Origin of the sequence: Aegicerativicinus sediminis, from assembly GCF_015476115.1 — a bacterium.
GTDB classification, from domain to species: domain Bacteria; phylum Bacteroidota; class Bacteroidia; order Flavobacteriales; family Flavobacteriaceae; genus Aegicerativicinus; species Aegicerativicinus sediminis.
In genome coordinates, this window is record NZ_CP064295.1 from 891,809 (window position 1) to 916,012 (window position 24,204).

The window sequence follows — 24,204 nt, forward strand, 5'->3', positions numbered from 1 at the left end:
TATCAAAATATTATTTTTGTGCAAAGTTTTATTAGTTGAGCAAAAATGATCTGCTAAACACCTATGAACAGGTTTCGCAACTGCAAAATCTGAGGGGTGCTATTGCCAATTCCAAAGGAAACATTCACTTAAAAGGATTAATAGGATCGTCTCTATCCTTAGTTTTAGCCGATGCCTTTAAAGATTCAGAAGAGCCTTTTCTACTGATTTTTGAAGATAAAGAAGAGGCTGCTTATTATTTAAACGATTTTGAGCATTTATTAGGTGACAAGAATGTATTGTTTTATCCAGGTAGTTACCGTAGACCTTACGAAATTGAAACGACCGATAATGCCAATGTTCTACTGAGGGCAGAGGTACTTAACCGCATTAATTCGCGCAAAAAGCCGGCTCTGATCGTAACCTATCCGGAAGCACTATTTGAACAAGTTGTCACTCGAAAGGAGCTTGAACGCAATACATTGAAAGTAACCGTAGGAGATCAAATTTCCTTGGATTTCATTAACGAAATGCTTTTTGAATACAAATTTCAGAGGGTTGATTTTGTAACTGAACCTGGAGAGTTTTCAGTTAGGGGTGGTATATTAGATGTATTTTCATTCTCCCATGATGAGCCTTATCGAATGGAATTTTTTGGTGATGAAATAGAAAGCATTCGAACTTTCGATGTGGAAACACAACTCTCCACCAAGCCGATTAAAAAATTCAATATAATTCCAAATGTCGCGGACAAACTTCTAGAGGAGAAGAGACAATCTTTTCTCACTTATGTTTCCCAAAACACCAAGATTTTCATAAAGAATACCGATTTACTTTTAAATAAAACCGATGCTCTCTACCAAAAGGCACTTGAAGCCTTTAAAAAACTTTCCGAGGACATCAAACATGCCCCACCCGAAGAATTGTTCTGCAATTCTGAAATGATTAAAAGACAAATACTTGAGTTTGTTACAGTAGAATTTGGAAGAAGTCCCATCTTTTCTAAAGATTTAATTTCAATAGAATTTAACACTTCACCCCAGCCCGCTTTTAATAAGCATTTCGATTTGCTCATTGAAAATTTAAATGATCTGCACAATAAGGGGTATACTAATTATATAGCCTGTGTGAGCGAGCAACAGGCAAAACGGTTTCATGATATTTTCGATCCTGAACAAAACAAGGATTTAGGAGAAGTCTTGGTACATTACAAAACAATTGTTTTGCCCTTATACCAGGGTTTTATAGATCACGGCCAAAAAATAACATGCTATACAGACCACCAAATATTCGACCGTTATCACAAATTTCAAATTAAAAACGGGTATGCTAAGAAACAAGCAATAACTCTTAAAGAGCTTACCAACCTTGAAATTGGTGATTATGTAACTCATATCGACCACGGAATAGGTAAGTTTGGTGGTTTGCAAAAAATACAGGTTGAAGGAAAGCTTCAGGAGGCCATCAAATTAATTTATGGCGAACGGGATATTTTATACCTCAGTATTCATTCCCTGCATAAGATTACTAAATATAATGGCAAAGATGGTAAGCCCCCGAAGATCTATAAACTTGGTAGTAATGCGTGGAAGAATCTAAAGCAAAAAACTAAATCTCGAGTAAAGGAAATTGCCTTTAACCTCATCAATCTGTATGCAAAACGGAAAATGAAATCGGGCTACCAATATCAGCCTGATAGCCATATGCAATTAGAACTTGAGGCTTCATTTCTATTTGAGGATACGCCAGACCAAAGCAAAGCCACTGAAGATATTAAACAAGATATGGAAAGTCCCAGGCCAATGGATAGATTGATTTGTGGGGATGTAGGATTTGGCAAAACAGAGGTTGCCATTAGGGCGGCATTTAAGGCTGTGGATAATGGAAAACAGGTTGCAGTTTTGGTACCAACGACAATTCTAGCTTACCAACATTATAGAACATTTACAGAACGGCTTAAAGATTTCCCAGTTACAATTGATTATCTAAACCGTTTCAGAACGGCCAAAGAACGGAAAACTGCTATGGAGGGGCTAAAATCTGGAGCGTTGGATATAATTATAGGAACCCATCAATTAGCCAATCCTGCCATAAAATTTAAGAATTTAGGGTTGCTGATCGTAGATGAAGAACAAAAATTTGGCGTTGCAGTAAAAGACAAATTAAAGACCCTTAAAGAGAATATTGATGTTCTTACTTTAACTGCTACACCGATTCCTAGAACCCTTCAATTTAGTTTGATGGCGGCCCGTGATTTATCTGTTATTACAACACCTCCCCCTAATAGATATCCTATAGAAAGTCATGTAATTAGGTTTAGTGAAGAAGTTATTCGAGATGCTATTTCGTACGAAATTCAGAGAGGAGGGCAAGTATTCTTTGTACATAATCGCATTGAAAATATACGCGAGGTTGCAGGGCTAATTCAACGCTTAGTTCCGGATGCGAAAATCGGCATAGGCCATGGCCAGCTAGAAGGCAAAAAACTTGAGCAATTAATGTTAGGGTTTATGAATGGTGAATTTGATGTTTTGGTAAGTACCACTATCATTGAATCTGGCTTGGACGTACCAAATGCAAATACTATTTTCATTAACAATGCCAATAATTTTGGCTTAAGTGATTTACATCAAATGAGAGGACGGGTAGGTAGAAGCAACAAAAAAGCCTTCTGTTATTTCATAACTCCAGATTATTCTGTGATGACGCCTGACGCCCGTAAACGTATTTCTGCCCTAGAGCAATATACAGAATTAGGTAGCGGATTTAACATTGCAATGAAAGATTTGGAAATAAGGGGGGCTGGAGATCTTTTGGGAGGTGAGCAAAGCGGATTTATTAATGAAATTGGTTTTGAAACTTATCAAAAAATCCTAAACGAAGCCATTGAAGAATTAAAAGAAAATGAATTTAAAGATTCTATAAGGATGTAAAAAAGAAAAAATTTGTATCTGAAGTAACGATTGATTCTGATATTGAATTGCTATTCCCAGACTCTTATGTCAATAATATAAGTGAACGTCTTAACCTTTATACGAGATTAAATGAACTCAAAAATGAAGAGGAACTAAAAACCTTTGAAAATGAAATAATCGATAGATTTGGTGAATTGCCTAAACCAGCTATTGATTTATTAGACAGTGTAAGGCTAAAGTGGTTGGCATCTAATCTTGGATTGGAAAAAGTTGTTATGAAACAAGGCAAATTAGTAGGCTATTTTATAAAAGATCAACAAAGTGGATTCTACACTAGTGATAATTTCACCAAAATACTACAGTTTATGCAACAGCAGCCTGTTCAAATTAAAATCAAGGAGAAACAAACCAGAAATGGACTGCGTTTGCTCCTAACCATAGATAAAATTAAATCTGTTAAAAATGCTTTAGAAGCCTTGCAACCAATGATGGCTTAATTTTTGATTTAACACTAAAAACTAATAATGTGAAGCAAATTTCTTATCTACTCCTATTTTTCTGTTTGCCAATCTTTTCACAACATACAATTTCTGGCACCATCATTACAGAAAAACCACATGCATTTATTCTTGTTTACGAAACTACCCCAACTGGCGCTGAATATGTGGCCCAAGCTCAACTGAAGCAAACAGGTGAATTCTCCTTAGAAATAGACAGCACCTTCAAACCCGGTATTTATAAATTAGTTTACGCACTACCCGCCGAACGGCATAATTTTAATTTTATACTGGATGGAAAAGAAGATATTGCTTTTACTTATAAAGATTCGTTGGGCCTTGAGTTTATTGAATCCAATGAAAATAAACTCTGGCATGCATATTCTAGGAGTTTAGATTTAGTGCACTCAGCAATCAACAATTTTTATTCAAAACGTAGTACCGATAAAAATGCCTTTAGACAGATCATAAAGACGATGGAAGACACACAAGAATCTTTTGAAGATAATTCAAAAGGTTTATTGGTTAATGACCTTATTAAGGCTAATAAACCCTATATCCCAAAAGATTACGAGGATTTCGAAACATATGCCGGCAATGTTAGGAATTATTATCTAGAACCTATCAACTTTAATAGTAGATTAATTTTGAGTTCAGATTATATAAGTCAAAAATTAGCCGCATATGTGTTTGGAATGTCTTCAGATATGTCCGACTCATATCTAATAGGACAATTTGATAAAATTCTCAAAAAAATTAATCATTTAGATCCAGAAACAAAACTTTCTCTTTTATATCCCTTATGGGAAGAATTTTACGCCTATGGAAAGGACAGTGTAGCTCGGAAACTGGTTGACACGATTATGCTAGATTTATCTAAAGAATCTAACAATGATTTAATGATCGAGGTGTTTGAAAATTTTAAACTTAATGGAATTGGCGCAATAGCACCAGATTTTAAAATAGATGATACGTCCAACGGTAAAAATCTGCACACTACATTACACAATTTAAGCGGAAGTGACTATTATTTATTGGTTTTCTGGAGTAGTGGTTGCAGTCATTGCATGGCTGAATTACCCATATTAAAAGAGCGAATCAAAGAATTCACCAATGTTAAGGTTGTTGCCTTTGCCCTTGAAGACAATGATTTTCAATGGAAAAAAACTATAATAAATTATCCCGATTTTATTCATGTTCTTGGCCTCAATAAATGGGAAAATGAAACCGTAACCCAGTACAGCATACAAAGTACGCCTTCATTTATAGTCCTAGACAAGGAAAAGAAGATAATTGAAAAACCTAATGAGGTAAACGATGTTATTACCTTTTTCAGGGAAAAGAAATAAAAAAACCGGCTTTAATAGCCGGTTTGATATACCTTAATTTTTTTAATCCAAATTTGGAATTCTTAATACCTGACCAGGATATATAAGGTTAGGATCTTTCAACATTGGTTTATTTGCCTCAAAAATTAGAGGGTACTTCATCGCATCTCCATAATACTTTTTGGCAATTTTGCTTAATGAATCTCCTCTAACTACCGTATAAAACTGAGCTTCTGGTTCCTCATGCTCAACTGTCATTTGATCATCAACTGTAGCGATACCTTCAGAATTACCTACAACCAAAACCACCTTTTCTTTGGTCTCTTGGTCATAGGCCATTCCACTAACTCGGGCCATGTCGTCATTAATAATTATATCTAGATTTTCAACCTTAAGATTTAGGTCTCTTATTGTTTGTTCTAAAGTTTGAGCAGCAGCTTCCTCAGCTCTTAATTCTGCTGCAGCTTCAGCTGCTTTTTTAGATGCCGCCGCCTTTTCTGAACCGAAAATTTTAGCACCTGCATTTTTTATAAATGAAAATAACCCCATGATTTTTTATTTTAAAAGTTTACTGTTACATTTTGAAGAATAAAATTCCTAAAATCCAAGGAGTTGTTCAAACTGCTTTAATATAAATATTAACTCAAATAAAAAGCGCCCGTCTTTTAAGGACAGGCGCTGTGAAACTAAATAACCAACCAAAATTTAGTTTCCTATATTTTTAAATTCTAGTAGACTCCCTAGGGTTATCTTTTTTTGGGGTATATTGTCTACGTATCTTTTGATCTTTGTTTCTAACCTCAGTTTGGTTAGATCCTGCAACCACACGTTTGAATTCAATATAACCTACACCCGAAAATTCATAGGTGGTCCCTGAACTTATGTGGTATAATTCTATTGTGGCATCATTTAAAACGTCCAATTCGAAATTCTCATTGCCGAAGTCGTCATAATTCAATGTTAAATTTTTTAGATACATATCGCCTGGCACATTTTCTACACTATAAAGGCCTATATAATCCCAGACAATATTACTTGGATCAGGGACCTCAGAGTCGGTTGAACTTCTAAAGGAGTCCCCAAAATCATCTGGGAAAAATTGAATGTAATTTTCATTATCGAATTCATTTAAATCGCCCTCCGCACTTACATATGTTTTTTCCCAAGCTTCATATTCTTGTAAGAAATAATGGATGTTATCAAAAAATACAAAGTCGTAATCGAAGTTACTACGCTGATAACCATCCAAAAAATATGAGGTATCCGTTCCTGGATTATACAATTCTATGGTATTCTCATCAACTTGGTACACATCGAAAGTCTCGAACCCATCAATATCATGGTTTACATCTAAAATCATCTCGTACGCATTATATGTGCCAATTGAAATACCATATCCATTACCCGTTTCACCTATACCCACCAAATTATTGTTGGCATATAGGACTCCGTTTCTAAATGAAATAGTGAACGCTATTTGTAAAAAATAAACTTCTCCAAAACCGGCAGTGCTATTGATATCTACATACCACAAGTCGTAAGAATTTAAAAGTTGATTTATGGAAATTGCTGGCTCCTCAACAATCGCCTCATCTCTTGAACAAGAGACGCCCAGAGACCCAAGCATCATGGCTATTAACAATAAAGGTATAAGTCTTCTCATAATACAACTATTTTATAATTATGTCATAGCCAATTCAAAACACATGCCAAAATTCAGGAATTGAACAAAACAAGTAGCAACAGTTCTAAAATACGTATTTTTGAACTGTTATAACCATCAATTATTAATGGAAAAAGCTTTAAAGTTTGCGGTTTTCGGATCAGGCAGTTGGGCCACTGCTATTGTTAAGATGCTAAGTGAGAATTTAGATGAAATAGGATGGTATATGCGTAGTGTATATATTAAGGAACACCTGAAAAAACAAAAGCACAATCCAAATTACCTTAGTTCAGTTGAATTCCATACCGAGAAACTAAAGCTGAGTAACGACATTAATGTAATTGCAAAATATGCCGATGTACTAATATTTGCTATTCCATCTGCTTTTATTCATTCCGAATTAGAAAAATTAGAAATAGATATTACAAATAAAATTGTTGTATCGGCGGTAAAAGGAATTATTCCTGAATCTGGAAAACTTGTCGGAGAACATTTTCATGATATTTATAATGTTCCTTTTGATAATATAGCAGTAATAGCAGGACCGTGCCATGCTGAGGAAGTTGCATTGGAACGTCTGTCTTACCTAACCATTTCTTGTGCGGATCCTCAAAAAGCAGAAACAATTGCTAATGCACTATCTAGTGATTATATAAAAACTAAAACTAGCGACGATTTAATTGGAACCGAATACGCTGTTATGCTTAAAAATATTTATGCGATTGCTGCTGGTATTGCCCACGGTTTAGGTTACGGCGACAATTTCCAAAGTGTTTTAATGAGCAATGCCATCCGGGAAATGAAACGGTTTATCAAAAAAATGCACAAACTAAAACGCAATATTAACGACTCAGCTTATCTAGGAGACTTATTGGTTACTGGCTATTCTACCTTTTCGAGAAACCGCATGTTTGGCAATATGATTGGCAAAGGGTATACGGTTAAATCGGCTATGATGGAAATGAATATGGTTGCCGAAGGCTATTACGCAACTAAAAGCGCCAAGATTCTTAATGACCATAATAAAAAGAAAACACGACTCCCAATAATCAATGCCGTATACAGCATTTTATATGAAGGAAAAGATGCTAAAAAAGTGTTCAAAAACCTAGTTGATAAGTTAGATTAACAAATTGTAAATAATAAATTAATGTAAAACTCTACAATTAGGATTAAAAAATATTAAAACGCCCCTTGTCCCAAATGTGTAATGCCCCAAACGATAAGTGAAGAAATGGTAATACCAATAGCGTTGGCTAAAAAAGCTTTTTTACGTTCCATATTAAAAAGGTAGGTCGCAATAGAACCTGCATAAACCCCAGTACCGGGTAGCGGCACCATTACGAATAATGCCAACCCAACATAACCATATTTTTCCAACTTTTCGCCAGATCCTTTTTTGGCCCTACGTGCGACCCAAATAGCACTTTTTTTATACCAAAACCAACGAGTAAAAAGAATATTGATTTTATCCAAGAAGTAAAGCATTAACGGAAATACTAATATATTAGCAACCAATGCCAATACAAAAACAAGAAGGGGATTTACACCATTAAGAATTCCGTAAGGAATACCTACTTTGGCCTCACCAAATGGGGAAATACTCCATAAAAAAGTAAATATAATTTCCGTTAACATAGCAAGTTAGAACAGATAAATTTTCGGGAATTTAAAAATAGCCAATTAATAGTAACCGACTGTTTTTAAATTCCTAAAAAGGTCTTAAAATGTTATAAGGCTGATTTAAATTGCTCTAAAAAGCGTATGTCGTTTTCACTCAACAAACGTATATCACTAATCTGATGAAGCAATAGAGCTATACGGTCGATTCCCATACCAAATGCAAAACCAGAATAAGTTTTGGAGTCTATCCCACAATTTTCCAACACATTAGGATCAACCATACCACAACCCATAATTTCCAACCAGCCAGTTCCTTTGGTCATACGATAATCCGTCTCAGTTTCTAATCCCCAATACACATCCACCTCCGCGCTAGGCTCTGTAAATGGAAAATAGGATGGTCTAAGCCTAATTTCAGATTTCCCGAACATCTCCGTCGTAAAATATTGCAAGGTTTGTTTTAGGTCTGCAAAACTTACATCTTTATCAATATACAGACCTTCTACTTGGTGAAAAAAGCAATGAGATCTTGCAGAAATAGCTTCATTTCTATAAACCCTACCTGGGGAAATAGTCCTAATTGGGGGTTTATTGTTTTCCATATAACGAACCTGAACAGAGCTAGTGTGTGTCCTTAATAGGATATCTGGATTCGTTTGAATAAAAAAGGTGTCCTGCATGTCTCTGGCAGGATGATGCTCAGGTAAATTTAAAGCTGTAAAATTATGCCAATCATCCTCAATCTCGGGACCCTCACTAACATTGAAACCTATACGTGAAAAAATATCAATAATTTTATTCTTTACAATTGAGATTGGATGTCTGGCTCCAATTTCAATTGGTTCTCCAGGTCTAGTTAAATCCCCATAAGACCCTTTTTCAAGATCTTTTTTCTCCCATTCGTCACGTAAAGCTTTTACCTTTTCCTCAGCAGTATTTTTGAGCCTATTTATTACTTGGCCAAATTCCTTTTTCTCCTCTTTGGCAATATTTTTAAATTCGGCAAAATATTGATTTAATAATCCTTTTTTACCCAAATATTGAATTCTAAAATCCTCAATCTCCTCTTTAGATTGAACCGTGAATTCCTCTACCTCAGCAATTAACTCTTTTAACTTATCTATCATAATTTTCTAAAAGGCAACATTCCCTTTAAGATATTAAACTGTTCTCTAAAAAATAATTTACAATCGCTTCCTTCATCAAAACGCTTTGTTCGCCTGCTTTTAGATTAGGCAATTCTTCCAGAATTTTAAAATGTGGCCAGCCATCATCATCAAAAAAATCAAATTCATAATAGCCATAAGGCTCTAAAAGTCGGCAGATACCCACATGCATTAAATCGATTTTTTGATCTTTTTTAAACTTGTCATGAATCTTACCAACTTCTTGTACACCGATTAAATATATTATTGAATCAATATCTAACAGCTCCCCATCACAAAAACGCTGAGACAATACTTTTACCACTGTCTCCCATCGATCTTTTAAAAGTTGGTCCCTAGACATACTAATTTTTGAGTTGCAAAGTTAACAATCCAAAGGATAACCTTAAACACAAAGAGTTAAAATCACAAATTCTTTAATAAGGATTTTATATTTGTAAAAAATTACTGAATGAGTATTGTTGACATTGCTATAGTTGTTTTAATAATCCTGGGATTGATAAGAGGATTTATGAGAGGATTATTTGTGGAATTAGCTTCCTTAATTGCTCTTATCGCAGGCCTATATGGTGCCATTCATTTTAGCAATTATGTAGCCACCTTTTTAGATGAACATTTTGAATGGGATGAGAATTACATAAATCTGGTTGCTTTTGGAATTACTTTTTTAATTATTGTTTTCCTTATAAGCCTAGCTGGAAAGGCACTGACCAAGTTAGCCGATTTTGCAGCTCTAGGTATTGTAAATAAAATTTTCGGGGGTGTTTTTGGGGCTATAAAAACCGCATTAATACTTAGTGTATTAATAATCATTTACGAAAAAATGACCGAAACCGAGGAAAATGTGTTACCGTCGTGGGCAGAGGAATCAGCTTTATACGAACCTGTCAGAGCATTTGCTCCATCTATCTTTCCTATCATCATTGAAAAAGGAGAAGAAGTTTTAGAAGAAATTGAAGAGAACATTTAATGCCCCAGTAAGCGGCATTTAAACAGTATCCTTAACATTTTCCTTTACCCAAGCAAGACATTCTTTAAAAGTATTAAAAACAAACTCTTGTGAAATTAAATCGGGTATAATATCAATTCGCTCTAACATGTACCGTGGCTGTTGTGTTAAACCTACCAACAGTACCCTGATTTTAGATTTCCTTAAATCGACCAATACATCCTCCATTGCATATAGCCCCGATTGATCTATATATTGCATTCTATCGAGCCTAATAATAACACATTTTGCAGTTTGGGGAATTTGTTTGGCCAATGCTTGAAATTCGCTTGTTGAACCAAAAAAAAGTGGCCCCTTGATATGTTTAATAAAAACCTCTTCCTTCAACTTCTCAGGAAACCCCATTTCATCTTTCCAAGCTTCCTCTCTGAGGGGTTTAACATCGGAACGAATAGCAGTAAGGTCTCCAATTTTTTTCATAAACATTAAGGAAGCTATTACAAGTCCTATACCAACGGCATAAACTAAGTCCCAAAATGTAGACAGAAACAACACCACGAGCATTACTAATACTTCAGAACTTAATTTTAAAGGCCCCAAACTAATGTCCTTAGGTAAACTTGGTATGGCTTTCAATCCTTTATAATCCATAACTCCAATACCAACTGTTATAAGAATACCGGCGAGTACGGCGGCTGGGATTTGTGATGCCAATTGTGGCAAACCAGGTATCATTAATATTAAAAACAGTAAAATCCCAGCAATCATTCCGGATAACCTTGTTTTTCCACCGGCATTTATATTTACAACAGTACGTATGGTAGCACCAGCACCAGGAATACCACCAAAAAGTGAGGCAATTGAATTACCAATTCCTTGACCTATTAATTCTTTATTTGGATTGTGCTTAGTCTTTGTCATATTATCGGCAACAACACTTGTTAGCAAGGAATCAATTGCCCCTAATAATGCCAATGACAAGGCAGTAAAAACATATGGACTAATCATTCCCAATTCTAAATTCGTAAACACCTCTGCTCTGAATTTTGGCAAACCTTCAGGTATTGATTCGATCGGCCTATACCCAAGACCTAAAAAATAGGCTCCAAAAGACACAACCACCAAAGCAACTAAAGCACTTGGTATTACGGTTGTTATTCTTTTAAAACCGTATATGATAAAAATAGTTATAACTGTTAGTCCAAGTTCTAACCAATTGATGTTATTTAATGCCCTAGGCAACACATTGATGGTCCCTATAACACCAGATGCCCTTTTTGCAGCAAGTGTTTTAGATTCTTTTGCAATATCTTCTTCTGAAATAATTTCTGCTCTTTTTATGGTTTCCTTAAAATTCTCTAGCACAAGTATTCCCTCTCCGGCTTCCTCCTTCAAAATATTTTCAAGTATAACCTCCTCAGCATTGGGCTTAAATTGCTCTACAAATTCTTTATCCTCCTTGGGATAATATCCTACTGCGGGCAAAAATTGAGTGATAATGATTATTACACCTATAGCGGTCATAAAACCTGAAACAACAGGATAGGGGATGTATCGTATATACTTTCCTAGACTTAAAACCCCTAAACCAATCTGCATCAGTCCGGCAAGCAAAAAAACTATTAATATAAACGGTAAAGCCTTTTCTACATCTCCATCTTGAACAGCAATAATTCCAGATATAACCACCATACTGACAGCAGTCATGGGTGCGGTTGGCCCTGAAATTTGCGTATTGGTGCCACCAAACAGGGCAGCGAAAAAACTTATAAATATGGCTCCATAAAGTCCTGCACTAGGGCCCAAGCCTGAAGAAACACCAAATGCGAGGGCAAGTGGCAAGGCAACAATCCCAGCGGTAATACCACCAAAGGCGTCACCTTTAATATTCGAGAATAAATTTTTCATAAAAGCATATTAGTATTAAAAGTACTAATTTGCTTTAAATCTGATAAGCTTTTAAAAGATTAATAAAACCCAAATTTTGGAATTCTAAAATGTTAGAAAGGTCATTATATTTAGTTGATCTCTACTAGAGTTTTCAAACAACTGACTCATATAACCTAGCTCAAATCTGAGGGAAGAATTTACCTTGTATCCTAGACCAGCATAGACACGATTTCTATCAAAAACACTGGACTCCGTATTTAAAAAGATTTCGTTGTAGGCTGAGCCATAAAAATATTTTGTGACCCCTTCTTTATTATTAAATGGAACTTGTAAGCTTAAAAAATATCTGAACCTCATTCTAAAATCATCCTCCACGAACCGTTGCTCAAATCGATAGCGGTGAGTCAGCTTAACCTTCCAAAGATACTGATTGGTTGTATATTGTTGAAAAATACGGTGTTCATTTATAGATACCTTTTCATCTGTTTCACCAATATAATTTTCAGACAATATATAACCATATCCCAACAAGATATTGTTATTGGAATCGGTTAAATTATACCCTAACCCAGTACGAATTAGAAGTTGCTCCAAATCACCGATGGCATCATAATTTCGGTATTGCACCTCATTATGTATGTTCCATTTATTATTTAGCTTTTTATTGCCAATATAAATTAACCAATTCCCAAAATTGCTTTCTTGGCCATAGCCTAAAAAGCTACAAATCACGATTAGAACAAGAATCCCTTTGTTCAATTTCAAAATAAAGCTCTATTTAGAGTGAAAGTTAATCGTAAAATTCTACGGCACCACTGTTTACATCATACATTGCCCCAACAATTTCAATTTCACCATTCTCCTTCATTTCCCTTAATACTTCACTTTCTTTGAGAATTCGTTTAATGGTAAGTTCTACATTGGCCTTTGCAACTGAATCAACAAACTCTAAATTTTTGGAATTTCTTAATTCAGGATCAGCTGGTGTTTCAACTTTATTCACGGCCGGCTTAATCTTTTCTAGCATGGATGTAAGGTTTCCTAATTTTGCATCATCGCAAGCCCCTTTTACCGCTCCACAGCTAGTATGACCAAGAACTACAACTAACTTCGTACCTGCCAATTTGCAAGCAAACTCCATACTGCCAAGAATATCCACATTCACAAAATTACCAGCAATACGCACACTAAATATATCTCCCAATCCTTGGTCAAAAACCAATTCTGCGGAGACTCTAGAATCTATACAACTTAGTATGGTTGCGAAGGGAAACTGCCCCTCGCTTGTTTCGTTTACCTGCTGTAATAAATTTCTGTTTGCCTTTAAGTTATTCTGAAAACGTTGATTGCCCTCCTTTAAAAACTGTATGGCTTTTGCAGGAGTCATTGTGGCTTGTGTTTCTTTTGTATGTGCCTTCATATTTTAATATTATTATATTATTAACCTAAATCTTAACTAGTTAAGTAGTTAGGTTGCTTTGATATCCATAGTGAGACGTTGAGATTATCTACCAAATTTCTCATTTCGACCACCCCAGATTTTTTTCGGGAATTTTTCTTGATCGCATTTCTTTCCAAACACAACAAGTTAATGTTATTTAATGAAATATACTTGGAAAGATTATTCAAATAAGAATCGCTATGCTCAAACACAAATTCAACTTTCTTAAGGTCTGAATCTATATTCAGTGAGTGATGTTCTGTCCCGTCTGAAACCACAGATGATTTAAACACTTTTAGAGGATGTTTACTTTTAGAAAACAATTGCCTTAACATAGTTTTTTCAAATCTTGTTTCATCTGTGTTGTAAATCCCAAATGAAAGATGCTCTTCAGGATTTATTTCACTTTCAGGAGTGGCGATAATAATATCTCCTTCATGTTTTTTGATGACAAATTCTGTAAGGCTATCGCCTAAAAAATGAAGTTGTTTCCTTTTTCTTTTCCCCAAGATTATAATATCTGGCTGATACGAATCAATTCGTTTTTCAACCTCGCTTTTTACATTTCCATAAGCGATAGAATAATTTATATTTTTTTGAACAGATTCTGAATAAGAAGACAAAATATTTTCAATTGACTTAGTAGTTTGACTGAAATCCCTGTTCATCGTCCTTATCACAGACAATTGATTATCGCTCTTTGCAATTTTGGTCGGCTTCTTCACATAAAACAACTCAATTTCAGCATCGAGTGTTTTGGCAAGATTTAACGTATTTTTAAAATGGTTTGAAGAAAATCTTTCTAAATCACATAGAAAGAGGATTTTATTGGTATTATTTTGAGTTTTCATCTTTATACTTTTTAGGTTGAATTCAATAATGTTTCATATTGATTTATAATAGCAACTAGTTTTTAACTTAAACTAATGCTAGATTTTGGCCGTTCATTGAAGAACTTTATGAAACTCGCTGGGTTTTCTACAACCCCTCTTTTAGAAACGAGTTTCAAATCAATGTTTCGATCTTTTGCTTTAAACAAGAAATCTTCCAAGATTTCAATAATATCATTGTCTAAATACCTTGTTTTCATCAGATTGATCTCTAAGAATGTATCTCTAGGAAGGCTGTCAAGTTCTTTTAGGATTGCTCCTTTATTGAAAAAGGTAACTTCCTCCGCAAGGGTCATTTTTATTCTGTGTTTTCCATCACTCTTATCTTCAATGTGTAAGAAGTGTGAATTTTGGTAACTTTTCAACAAGATAACAACGATACCTACCACGAGTCCTAAACTAATTCCAACAAGTAAATCAGTGAAAATAATTCCAACGACTGTAACTACAAATGGAACAAATTGCTTCCACCCTAACTTATACATTTCCTTAAATAATTTAGGTTTAGCGAGCTTGTATCCTACAATGAATAGTATTGCCGCAAGGACCGATAGTGGAATTTTGTTTAGTAAAGTTGGAATGAGAATTACCGAAATCAGAAGAAAAAACCCATGCACAATTGCAGATAATTTTGTTTTTCCCCCAGATTGAATATTTGCAGAACTTCTCACAATAACCTGAGTAATAGGAAGGCCACCAATAAGACCAGAAAGTATATTTCCTGTTCCCTGTGCTAGTAATTCTCTATTGGTTGGAGTTACACGTTTTTCAGGATCCAACTTATCGGTTGCCTCAACGCAGAGCAATGTTTCAAGGCTTGCTACCAATGCAATGGTAAAGGCAGTTACCCAAATCTCCATATTGGTAATAGCGCCAAAATTCGGGAAGGTAAATTGTGCCAAAAAGGAACTCGCATCTTCTGGTGTTGGAACAGAAACCAAATGTTCTTGTTGAATACCAAAACTGGAACCTTGCGTCAATACAAAAAAGATAATCCCAACTATTACAGCTACCAGAGGGCCCTGGATTAAGGTGAATATTTTTGCTTTCTTAGTAAGCACTTTATCCCAAAGAATAAGAATAGCAAGTCCAACAACTGCAACTATAGTCGACCCAACGCTAATGTAATTTATTGAATTAATTATTTCAGAAAAGGTGTTTTCACCATCAACTTGGAAAAATGCCCAATCTCCTTCCGGATCGGCATCGTAACCAAAAAAGTGAGGTATCTGTTTCAAAATGATAATTATTCCGATACCAGTTAGCATTCCTTTTATCACTGATGATGGAAAATAATATCCAATAACTCCAGCTTTTAATACACCAAATAATAACTGGATTATACCACCTAAAACAACGGCTAATAAGAAGTTTTCATAACCTCCTAAAGCACCGATAGCTGTTAAAACAATGGCTGCAAGACCTGCCGCAGGACCACTTACTCCAATATGCGATCCACTTAACATGCCTACGACGATACCCCCAACGATACCAGCAATTAAACCTGAAAACAATGGTGCCCCAGAGGCAAGTGCAATACCTAAACAAAGGGGTAATGCGACAAAAAACACGACTATACTCGCTGGCAAGTCATTCTTAAGATACTTAAACATATAATACGTTGATTAGGGTTACAGATAGTTACTATAACCATTAATATTGTTGGAGCTAATATTACTTAGCCTAATTTAAAATCGGTTATATTAAATGTAATTCAGGAGGTGGAGAGAATTCGCTTAAAAAGGGATTGGCATAGGAACCTAACCTATACTCTAGTGAAGAAGAAAAATCTAACGCGAAACTATTGATTTGGATATTTCCATTAACACGTTCGAAAAAAAGTTTTAGAACTTGCTTTTCTTCCTCTTCATTGATATTATAAAATAGTGAAATGTCTATTGTTGAATCTAGGGTAGAGATTATTGATGGCGCTGAAACCATTGCCATAAAAACTACCAAAAAAAAAGAAGCAGCAATTTTTCGTAAAAACATCCCGACTTTTAAAGAAATGCTAAAATAATACTAAAGGATTAAATAAGTGTTAAAATCAATTTAAAATCAATTAAAACAATCATTTCTCTTGAATTTATATGAATTTTTAGCCGTTATTACTAAAAATAAATCATTGTTTTGTAGGAAATTTTAGAAATATTCTAAAGAGGCTTCATGTCTTCGGCTTTCATCCACCCGGTTTTGCCATCAGATAATTTTATTTTATTCCAATTATTAATGGTATCCAAAATTTGAACCTTTGTACCGGCATGAAGTGTAAATGAAAGTGTTCCCCTGGGATTAGGTTCACTTTTCACTTGGGATTCAGAAGCAAAAACAATAGCAGGTTTATCAATCCTTTCAAGATTATGGCTATGGAAGGCAAATAAAAAGCACACAACTGCCAGCGAAATAAAAATTCCACTTCCTACAAAAAAGGTTCGTTTTTTGGCCGTTGAACCTGATAAGTAATAGAAAATGAAAATCAAAGTAAACAAGACGGCAAAAACCGAAGTAAGCAGGGCCCAACCATCAGTAGGGAATAGTGCCGTAAGGTTACTTAACAATTTTTTCAAGCCAACCTCTGGTATATTATCTATGGCGTCTATAGTCATATTCTGAGCGAAGGTGATATTATTTTGTATTTCACTATCGTTAGGATTGAGCTGTAAAGCCTTCTCATAATAGTATATACTTGGCGCAACATTGTTTAATTTATAATGAGCATTTCCTAAATTATAATAGAGCTCGGCAGATTCCTCTCCTGTTTTTAGAATAGCCTCATATTTATCTACTGCCCCTCCGAAATCTCCTTCATCATATAATTTATTTCCCTCCTCAAATAGTTGGATATTTTGTCCAAAGGAATAATTCCCTAAACCAATAAGTAGTATAAAAAGACCTAATATTTGGAAAGTGTTGATTCTCATTTCACATTACTTGATTTCTTTATCAATCGAAGCTATCGTTGTCGCAGCAGAATCGTAATCTCGCTTCATTTCCACTTGAGTAATTGGGGTGTAGCGTGCCAATTCACAGTTTTTCAGCAGTTGTACAAACTCCAAGACGGTCTTCTGGTCAACACCTTTGGATTTTAATAGACTAGAAATCCTGTCTTTACTTAATTCAGAGGTTTCAAGTCTCAAACGGGCCTTTAGATAATTATGCAATGCTTTCTCCAATGATACATAGAACATTTCCTTATTACCTAAATGTTTCTTTGCCTCACTCAGGTATCTTCTTGCCATTCTATCAGCTTGACGCCTTCTCATCCCTACCACATCTAAATCTCTCTCGTCTTTCCTTCTCTTCACAAACATTACTAGAGGAATAGCTATAAGCGGAAAAAGTAAAGAACTCCAAAAGCCTACTGATTTAAAATAGTTATCCTGCTCAATCGGAACTAATTCCGTATCTGTTTTTATATAAGCAAATTGATCGTTATTCACGATGACCTCTTGCTTGGAGGAATTGGGAGATATAACTCCGGTAGATGCCGTTTTAGAGTTAATTGGCCCGTCTAAGACATCTATTACAATTTCATCGGAATTGATTCGCTTATAAGACTCTGTTTTAGGATCGAAATAAGAAAATGAAATTCCAGGGATGGGGTATTTACCTTTGTATTGGGGAATAATGGTGTAATTATCAGCAATAGTTCCCTTCATACCATCTAAATCCGTCTTTATAGATTCGGTATGCTCCGGTTCATATACTTCCAAAGAACTTGGCAATGTAAGTTTTGGAAGTTCAATTAATTTCAAATTGCCATTACCCGTAACCTCGACTTTAGCTTGAAAAGCTTCAGCCGCATCTAATTGGTCCTTGGAGGTTGTAACCGAGAAATCAAATTTTCCAACAGCACCAGAAAAATCCATTGGTTTACCTTTCTCTGGCAAAGCCTTTACATTAATAGTTTTACTGCCAGCAGATACGGTACGGTTAACTCTGGCCATAACCCTGTCACCAAAAATACTTCGCTGGTTAGTGGGCACCTTCATCGTTACATCTAAACTTAAGGGTTCTATTTCAAGTTTACCGGATTTCTGTGGGTACAGCACAACCTTTCTTAAAACAACATACCTGTAATCCTCTCCATTGAACTTAGTATTCACGGGTCTCATTTGCTGTATTTTGATGTTCTGACTCCAGAAATCATTGTAACGGGGGTTGTCAATTTCACGCCATTGCTCTACACCTGTATCTGTAGAAACATACAACTTATAAACAACCGTTATTGCCTCATTTAAATATGGATTTGTTTTAGAAACTTCGGCAACAAGATGTAAATTTTGGGTAGCAATATAATTTGGATCATTTGGATCTTTAGGCTTATCAATTGGTTTTGTTACGGTAATTGTAACAGGATTGGATTTAAAAGTATCCCCTTTTACTTCAACACTAGCAGATCCAATTTTAAAGGTTCCTTGGGCCTTTGGAGCCAAGAAAAAGGTATAAGTCATATTATACGATCTCTTACCATTAATCCATTGGTATTGCACACTGCGGTTTGGTCCACCCAAAACTGTGAAATCGTTAAAGCTCGGAGGAATAAAATTATCTCCCTCCGCATTCATATTAAAATCCACCCTTAAACGCTCATTTTCGCCAAGAGTAGTCTTGCTCACTTTAGCCTCAAAATTAACTTGAGCTAGAGTAAGTTGAATACTCAAAAATAATATAGAAACGACGAACGTTTTCATCACCTAACTAACTTCAATAGATACTTTGTTACCAATCTTTTTCAGTCCTAACACGAACTCCTTTTTGCTTTTCAGCATTCATCTTTTCTTGAACCTTTTGTTCTTGGTTATTCATTGCCTCTAATAAACTTTTAATTTGTTGAGGCGAAAGCTGACCAGGTTGAGGTTTGGGTTGTTGAGGCTGTTCTTTTTCTTGATCACCTTTATTTTGTTGATCTTGATTTTGATCTTGGTCACCTTGATCTTGATCTTTTTGATCTCCTTGATCATCCTTGGGGTCTCCCTTATCCTGCTGATCCTGATTGTCTTGTTGATCTTGCTGATCTTGGTTATCCTTATTTTGATCATCTTTTTGCTGATCCTCCTTATCCTTATCTTGATCCTGGTCGTTTTGATCGTTCTGCTGATCCTGTTGCTGTTTTGCACATTCTTTGGCAAGAGCAAAATTGTAGCGAGTCTCATCATCGGAAGGGTTATTCCTTAATGCATTTTTATAAGCTTCAACAGCTTCCTTACATTGCTTATTCTGCATTAAAATATTACCGATATTGTGAAATGCTTTATGTTTTTCTTCCTTTGTTGAAGCCAAATCTAATGCCTGTTGTTGCCTAAAAAGGGCTTCATCAAATTTGCCCTTATTGTAATAGCTGTTGCCTAAATTATAAGCACCAGCCAAATTGGAAGAGTGTTCAGAAATTGCCTTTCTATATTCTTTTTCAGCTGAAACGAAATCATCTTTACCCAACAATTGATTTCCTTCAAAAACTAAATCATTGGAGTTTTTAGAAGCTTTTTCCAATGCTTCCAGTTCATCTTCAGTTTGGCTAAAGCTTATATTAACTAAAGCAATAAAGGCCAGCAAAAAAAGTTTGTTCAGCTTATTATTATTCAACCAGTTTCCCATAATATCCTCTTTCATTCTACTAAATGGCACTGAATATTAATAAAATTAAAAATTCAGTTCTCATAAGTTTTCGTTAAATAAATTAAGTCGTTTTAACCAAGCGGTCTTGCGCTCAAGCAAGAAAACATCAATGAAAATAAAAAATATGGCTAGCCCAATAAACCATTGAAATTGATCTTTAAAGTCTGAAAATTGTTTTGATTCAAATTCGGTTTTATCCATGTTATTAAGGATGTCTTTCATCTGCTCAATAACATCAGCTGTATTATTACCCAATATATATTCTCCATTGCCTTCTGATGCGATAGACCGCAAGGTAGATTCATCTAACTTGGTAATTACGGTTTCCCCGTTCTGATCCTTTTTATAATTCTTAGTTATGCCATTTTCCTTTAGTGGAATTGGGGCACCCTTACCATCACCAACCCCAATTGTAAAAATTCTTATGCCTTCATCAGCTGCATCTTCAGCCGCATTGGCCGCAATATCGCTATGGTCTTCACCGTCTGAAATAATTACTAACACTCGATTGGTTTGATCTTGGTCATCGTAATATGTTTTTGCCAAATCAATCGCTTCATTAATAGCGGTTCCTTGGGAAGATAACATATCTGTATTCATACTTTGCAAAAACATTTTTGCAGAAGCATAATCAGTTGTTATGGGCAGCTGGGGAAACGCTTTACCAGCATATGCAATAATTCCTACCCGATCACTGGTGAGATTATTAATAATCTGCGTTACCAATTGCTTCGCCTTTTCTAGACGATTTGGCGCTATATCCTCGGCAAGCATGCTTTTTGAAACATCTACAGCAAAAACAATATCAACTCCTTCCCGTTTTACAGTTTCAAGTTTTGTTCCTATTTTGGGATTAACCAAAGCTATTATTAAACTCAAAAAGGCTAAGCATATCACTATAAGTTTAAGCACAGACTTAAAGAGCGAACGTTCCGGGCTAAGCCTTTTCAATAATTCCTTGTCGGCAAATTTCCGTTGAGTTCTCCTCCTCCAATATTGCACCAATAAAAACAACAGCACAACTAATGGAATAATCCAAAGAGCCCAAAACCATATTTTTTCTTCAAGTTGAAATAAATTAGACATAATCTAACTTTCAGTTTTTACCAATTCTATTTGTGATTGCAATAGGCCCATCTTTTCCTTTGCTTTCAAATCTATTTCTCCACGAGTTAACCATGTGTGCTGGTAGCCTGCAAAGTTCATACCTAAATAATCTGCACTTTTTTCAAATGGAATGATAAACCCTTCGATGGGTTCATCATCAGACCCACAACTAAGTACAGCCATAGTTTTTCCTCTTAGTTTTCGTCCCCAATCTTTTTCATTCGTCAAAAAATCTGAAATTCTATCAAAGAAAACCTTAAGTACACCACTCATGGTATACCAGTAAACTGGAGTCGCAAAAACCATTACATCATAATTTGTAACCAGTTTTTTAAAGGTTGGGTTAAAATCATCATGTATGTTTTTAAAATTATAATCGTAATGGCCAATATTCAAATTGCCTAAATCCAATAAATCATACCCTACTTTTTCAGCATAATATCTTGCTACCGCGGAGGTATTTCCATCTCCACGTGAACTCCCTAATATGATTACACCTTTACCCTGCATTTATACAAAACTTCTAAATATTGTATACCGTCCGACAAGTTCTATCAACAATAAAATTCCAGCCAAAATTGCTAAAGGACGAAATTTTTCTTCGTAATTATAGTACTTAAATTCCTCTATATCAGTTTTTTCTAACTTGTTAATTTCTTCATAAATTTCGGCTAGTTTTTGGTTGTCGGTAGCTCGGAAATATCGTCCACCTGTCATATCTGCAATTTCTTGCAATAGCACCTCATCAATTTCCACTTGTACCCGACCATATTGAAAGGAATTATCAGCCAAAATGCCGACAGGTGATAGAGCCATGCCATTAGTTCCTATACCAATAGTATAGGTCTTAATTCCGTATTCGACTGCTAACTCACTTGCTATTTTGGGGTCTATGAAGCCACTATTATTCACACCGTCCGTCAATAATATAATCACTTTACTTATTGCCTTACTATCTTTTAATCGGTTTACCGCTGTTGCAAGTCCCATACCAATTGCCGTTCCGCCTTCAATTACTGTATTATACTGAATTTCCCTTAATGAACGTAGAACAATTGACTTATCACTAGTTATCGGTGTACGGGTAAAACTTTCACCAGCATATTCTACCAATCCTATTCGATCGTTTGGCCGTTCTTTAATAAATTGTGAAGCCACTTGTTTTAATGCTTCAAGACGATTTGGTTTTAAGTCTTTGGCTAGCATACTTGCAGAGACATCTATAGCCATAACAATATCAATACCCCGAGTAGTTTTTGTTCTGGTTGAAACATCGACTGTTCTGGGTCTTGCTAAAGCGGTTACTAATAGAGCTAAAGCAATCATCCGCAAAGCAAAAAGAAGATGTTTCAATTTAGGAAGCCAAGAATTAGTTACTTTAAATCCTTTTAGGCTTGAGATTTTCAATTCTGCCGAACTTCTCCTATAAGTATATACATACCATGCAATTGCAAAAGGTATTAGCAAAAACAACCAAAAAAATTCTTTATTCATAAATTCTATACCATCAATCATTTTTCAGGTTTTTTTAAGTTCGATAGAATTTATTACACGATTCATAATTTCATCTCCATAGGAATCGCCTTGTCTCCAAACTAAAACGATTTGTTGAGCAACCTTCTCTGCGCTAAAAACGAAAATGGCATAATTGCTTGGTACTGTATTTCCAGGTGACATTGTTGGAAAATCAGCGGTCCCGAAAATCTTATAACCTTCAATTGAATTTGGCGTAGTATACTTATCCGTTTTTGTAATAATGTTTTGTACACCATTCTGTTCGAAATATCCCAATATCCCTTCAGTTACCTGATTAATATCAATTCCTTGCTTACCCATTTGAGGAACTTTTGTGGTATTTAGGGTAATGTAGATAGGGCTGAATAATGTACCATAAGAAAATGCCGTTTGGTCTAGCTGTTGATCTGGGTTAACTGTATTAGCCTCTTCTCTGGTTAAGACCTCCGGTGTATCTATATAAATAGGTGGGGCGCCGTATGCACTAGAAACCCAATCACCTTCCAACAATTCTTTACTATTGTTACCCAAGATTGTATCCTTAACTGCAGTAAATCCATATTTGATTGTAAAACCGATGATTGTTATGGTCGTCAACATTAAAACAAGGGCAACAGAAATAACAATTTTTTCTCGTTTCTTTCTTTTTCGGCGCTCTTCCCTGTATTGTTCATCTTGTAATTTTTCTTCCTCGGTTGGCTCAGGAATGGCTTCTTTAACGTGGTCTATTTCTAAATCGATAATGTCTCTGTCTTTCTTAGCCAATTCAATATCTGGTGAAGATTTTGCAAATTTAACCAAGTCGGCTCTACGTAAAATCGCCTCAATATTGGTAATTGTTTCAGAATCTAATTCTATTTTATGGGCATCCCGTAATAGCCTGAGACGTTCTATTAACTGATCTGTAGTGCTCTCAAGTGCATGGTCATATACTTGTTCATCTAAATACCTTCTTATGGCAAAAGTGAGTTCAGAATAATATTCCTTATACTCACGGTTTTCCAAATAATGATTCTCATCTAAATTTTTAAGAGTAAGCTTTGCCCTCTCGTAAGGAGAAAGTAAGGCTATTTTTTCTTCTTCAGTTAATGGTTTTTTTCTCCAAACAAACCAATAAACTACGGCTCCAACAAAAGCCAAAAACAAAAGAATAATAAGAGGCCATTTCCACCAATTAAAACTAGATTTTTTAACCTCTATTAGGGGTTTAATATCGTATAAACCTTGTTTGGTGGTATCAACAACTATATCTCGGACCTCAACCCGAACACTATCTGTTAAAAATTCTTTGTCTCCTATTAATATTTTTTGTTGTGGGATGGTGTAATATCCAGAGTCGAACTGGGTAAGGCCATATGTCTTAATAAGATTGTACTTTTCATTCCTTCTCAAGGTATCGATATCGTAGGAATCGATTACCTCAAGCGGGTTAAAAGTTTGACCTTCTGGAAACACAACTAAGTCAGTAGAGTCCGTCTCCACTTGGATGGTATACTTTATTTCACCGCCAATTTTAATGGTGGTTGAATCAATACTAGAGTTGACCTGTGCTAAGCTGTAGTTAAAGACAAGAAATGCAATGCTAAGAATAACGTTATGTGAAATTAATCTGATCTCCATTT

At 35.3% G+C, this 24,204-nt stretch carries 21 protein-coding genes and 1 pseudogene; 4 read left to right on the forward strand and 18 right to left on the reverse strand.

The window, feature by feature from the left end:
* Positions 1-35 precede the first annotated feature (35 nt).
* A pseudogene (mfd, locus tag ISU00_RS03950) lies at positions 36-3,391 on the forward strand (transcription-repair coupling factor).
* 29 nt (positions 3,392-3,420) lie between these two features.
* Positions 3,421-4,740, forward strand: a complete 1,320-nt coding sequence (locus ISU00_RS03955) for a TlpA family protein disulfide reductase (protein WP_228852743.1) — start codon at positions 3,421-3,423, stop codon at positions 4,738-4,740.
* A gap of 42 nt (positions 4,741-4,782) precedes the next feature.
* Here the strand turns inward: ISU00_RS03955 and lysM are convergent, their stop codons facing one another.
* Together lysM and ISU00_RS03965 are read right to left on the reverse strand one after the other, a co-directional pair.
* A complete protein-coding gene (gene lysM / locus ISU00_RS03960) occupies positions 4,783-5,268 on the reverse strand; it encodes a peptidoglycan-binding protein LysM (RefSeq protein WP_228852744.1) in 486 nt (161 codons plus the stop codon).
* Between the two features lie 172 nt (positions 5,269-5,440).
* Positions 5,441-6,382 carry a nicotinic acid mononucleotide adenyltransferase gene (locus ISU00_RS03965; RefSeq protein ID WP_228852745.1) on the reverse strand — a complete coding sequence of 314 codons (942 nt, stop codon included), beginning with the start codon at positions 6,380-6,382 and terminating at the stop codon, positions 5,441-5,443.
* A gap of 127 nt (positions 6,383-6,509) precedes the next feature.
* Between ISU00_RS03965 and ISU00_RS03970 the strand changes: the two genes are divergently transcribed.
* Positions 6,510-7,511, forward strand: coding sequence for an NAD(P)H-dependent glycerol-3-phosphate dehydrogenase (locus ISU00_RS03970; protein ID WP_228852746.1), 1,002 nt, complete (start codon positions 6,510-6,512; stop codon positions 7,509-7,511).
* Between the two features lie 53 nt (positions 7,512-7,564).
* Here the strand turns inward: ISU00_RS03970 and ISU00_RS03975 are convergent, their stop codons facing one another.
* The 3 genes from ISU00_RS03975 to ISU00_RS03985 form a co-directional block, all read right to left on the reverse strand.
* The gene (locus tag ISU00_RS03975) at positions 7,565-8,020 is read right to left on the reverse strand and encodes a COG2426 family protein (protein WP_228852747.1); all 456 of its coding nucleotides are present in this window, start codon (positions 8,018-8,020) and stop codon (positions 7,565-7,567) included.
* 92 nt (positions 8,021-8,112) lie between these two features.
* Positions 8,113-9,132, reverse strand: a complete 1,020-nt coding sequence (pheS, locus tag ISU00_RS03980) for a phenylalanine--tRNA ligase subunit alpha (protein ID WP_228852748.1) — start codon at positions 9,130-9,132, stop codon at positions 8,113-8,115.
* A gap of 25 nt (positions 9,133-9,157) precedes the next feature.
* On the reverse strand, positions 9,158-9,514 hold the full coding sequence (locus ISU00_RS03985) for a hypothetical protein (protein ID WP_228852749.1): 357 nt from the start codon (positions 9,512-9,514) through the stop codon (positions 9,158-9,160).
* Positions 9,515-9,622: 108 nt separating this feature from the next.
* Here ISU00_RS03985 and ISU00_RS03990 point away from each other — a divergent pair, with 108 nt between their 5' ends.
* Positions 9,623-10,141, forward strand: coding sequence for a CvpA family protein (locus ISU00_RS03990; RefSeq protein ID WP_228852750.1), 519 nt, complete (start codon positions 9,623-9,625; stop codon positions 10,139-10,141).
* An 18-nt stretch (positions 10,142-10,159) separates the two neighbouring features.
* Here ISU00_RS03990 and ISU00_RS03995 read toward each other — a convergent pair whose 3' ends face one another.
* From ISU00_RS03995 to ISU00_RS04055, 13 genes are all read right to left on the reverse strand, one after another.
* Positions 10,160-12,028, reverse strand: a complete 1,869-nt coding sequence (locus ISU00_RS03995; protein WP_228852751.1) for a SulP family inorganic anion transporter — start codon at positions 12,026-12,028, stop codon at positions 10,160-10,162.
* A gap of 84 nt (positions 12,029-12,112) precedes the next feature.
* Positions 12,113-12,775 (reverse strand): DUF2490 domain-containing protein, encoded by a 663-nt coding sequence (locus ISU00_RS04000; RefSeq protein ID WP_228852752.1) that lies wholly within the window; start codon positions 12,773-12,775, stop codon positions 12,113-12,115.
* A gap of 25 nt (positions 12,776-12,800) precedes the next feature.
* Complete coding sequence (locus ISU00_RS04005; RefSeq protein ID WP_228852753.1) at positions 12,801-13,430, reverse strand: carbonic anhydrase family protein; 630 nt, start codon at positions 13,428-13,430, stop codon at positions 12,801-12,803.
* A 32-nt stretch (positions 13,431-13,462) separates the two neighbouring features.
* The gene (locus tag ISU00_RS04010; RefSeq protein WP_228852754.1) at positions 13,463-14,302 is read right to left on the reverse strand and encodes a universal stress protein; all 840 of its coding nucleotides are present in this window, start codon (positions 14,300-14,302) and stop codon (positions 13,463-13,465) included.
* A gap of 62 nt (positions 14,303-14,364) precedes the next feature.
* Positions 14,365-15,954 (reverse strand): SulP family inorganic anion transporter, encoded by a 1,590-nt coding sequence (locus ISU00_RS04015; RefSeq protein WP_228852755.1) that lies wholly within the window; start codon positions 15,952-15,954, stop codon positions 14,365-14,367.
* Positions 15,955-16,039: 85 nt separating this feature from the next.
* Complete coding sequence (locus tag ISU00_RS04020; RefSeq protein ID WP_228852756.1) at positions 16,040-16,333, reverse strand: hypothetical protein; 294 nt, start codon at positions 16,331-16,333, stop codon at positions 16,040-16,042.
* A 161-nt stretch (positions 16,334-16,494) separates the two neighbouring features.
* Positions 16,495-17,262, reverse strand: a complete 768-nt coding sequence (locus ISU00_RS04025; protein WP_228852757.1) for a tetratricopeptide repeat protein — start codon at positions 17,260-17,262, stop codon at positions 16,495-16,497.
* A gap of 6 nt (positions 17,263-17,268) precedes the next feature.
* Positions 17,269-19,035 carry a BatD family protein gene (locus tag ISU00_RS04030; RefSeq protein ID WP_228852758.1) on the reverse strand — a complete coding sequence of 589 codons (1,767 nt, stop codon included), beginning with the start codon at positions 19,033-19,035 and terminating at the stop codon, positions 17,269-17,271.
* A gap of 28 nt (positions 19,036-19,063) precedes the next feature.
* Positions 19,064-19,954, reverse strand: a complete 891-nt coding sequence (locus ISU00_RS04035; RefSeq protein WP_228852759.1) for a tetratricopeptide repeat protein — start codon at positions 19,952-19,954, stop codon at positions 19,064-19,066.
* A 45-nt stretch (positions 19,955-19,999) separates the two neighbouring features.
* Positions 20,000-21,046 carry a vWA domain-containing protein gene (locus ISU00_RS04040; RefSeq protein ID WP_228852760.1) on the reverse strand — a complete coding sequence of 349 codons (1,047 nt, stop codon included), beginning with the start codon at positions 21,044-21,046 and terminating at the stop codon, positions 20,000-20,002.
* Between the two features lie 3 nt (positions 21,047-21,049).
* Positions 21,050-21,577, reverse strand: coding sequence for a flavodoxin family protein (locus ISU00_RS04045; RefSeq protein WP_228852761.1), 528 nt, complete (start codon positions 21,575-21,577; stop codon positions 21,050-21,052).
* Complete coding sequence (locus tag ISU00_RS04050) at positions 21,578-22,582, reverse strand: vWA domain-containing protein (RefSeq protein WP_228852762.1); 1,005 nt, start codon at positions 22,580-22,582, stop codon at positions 21,578-21,580.
* A gap of 3 nt (positions 22,583-22,585) precedes the next feature.
* Complete coding sequence (locus ISU00_RS04055; protein ID WP_228852763.1) at positions 22,586-24,202, reverse strand: BatD family protein; 1,617 nt, start codon at positions 24,200-24,202, stop codon at positions 22,586-22,588.
* Between the last annotated feature and the right edge of the window lie 2 nt (positions 24,203-24,204).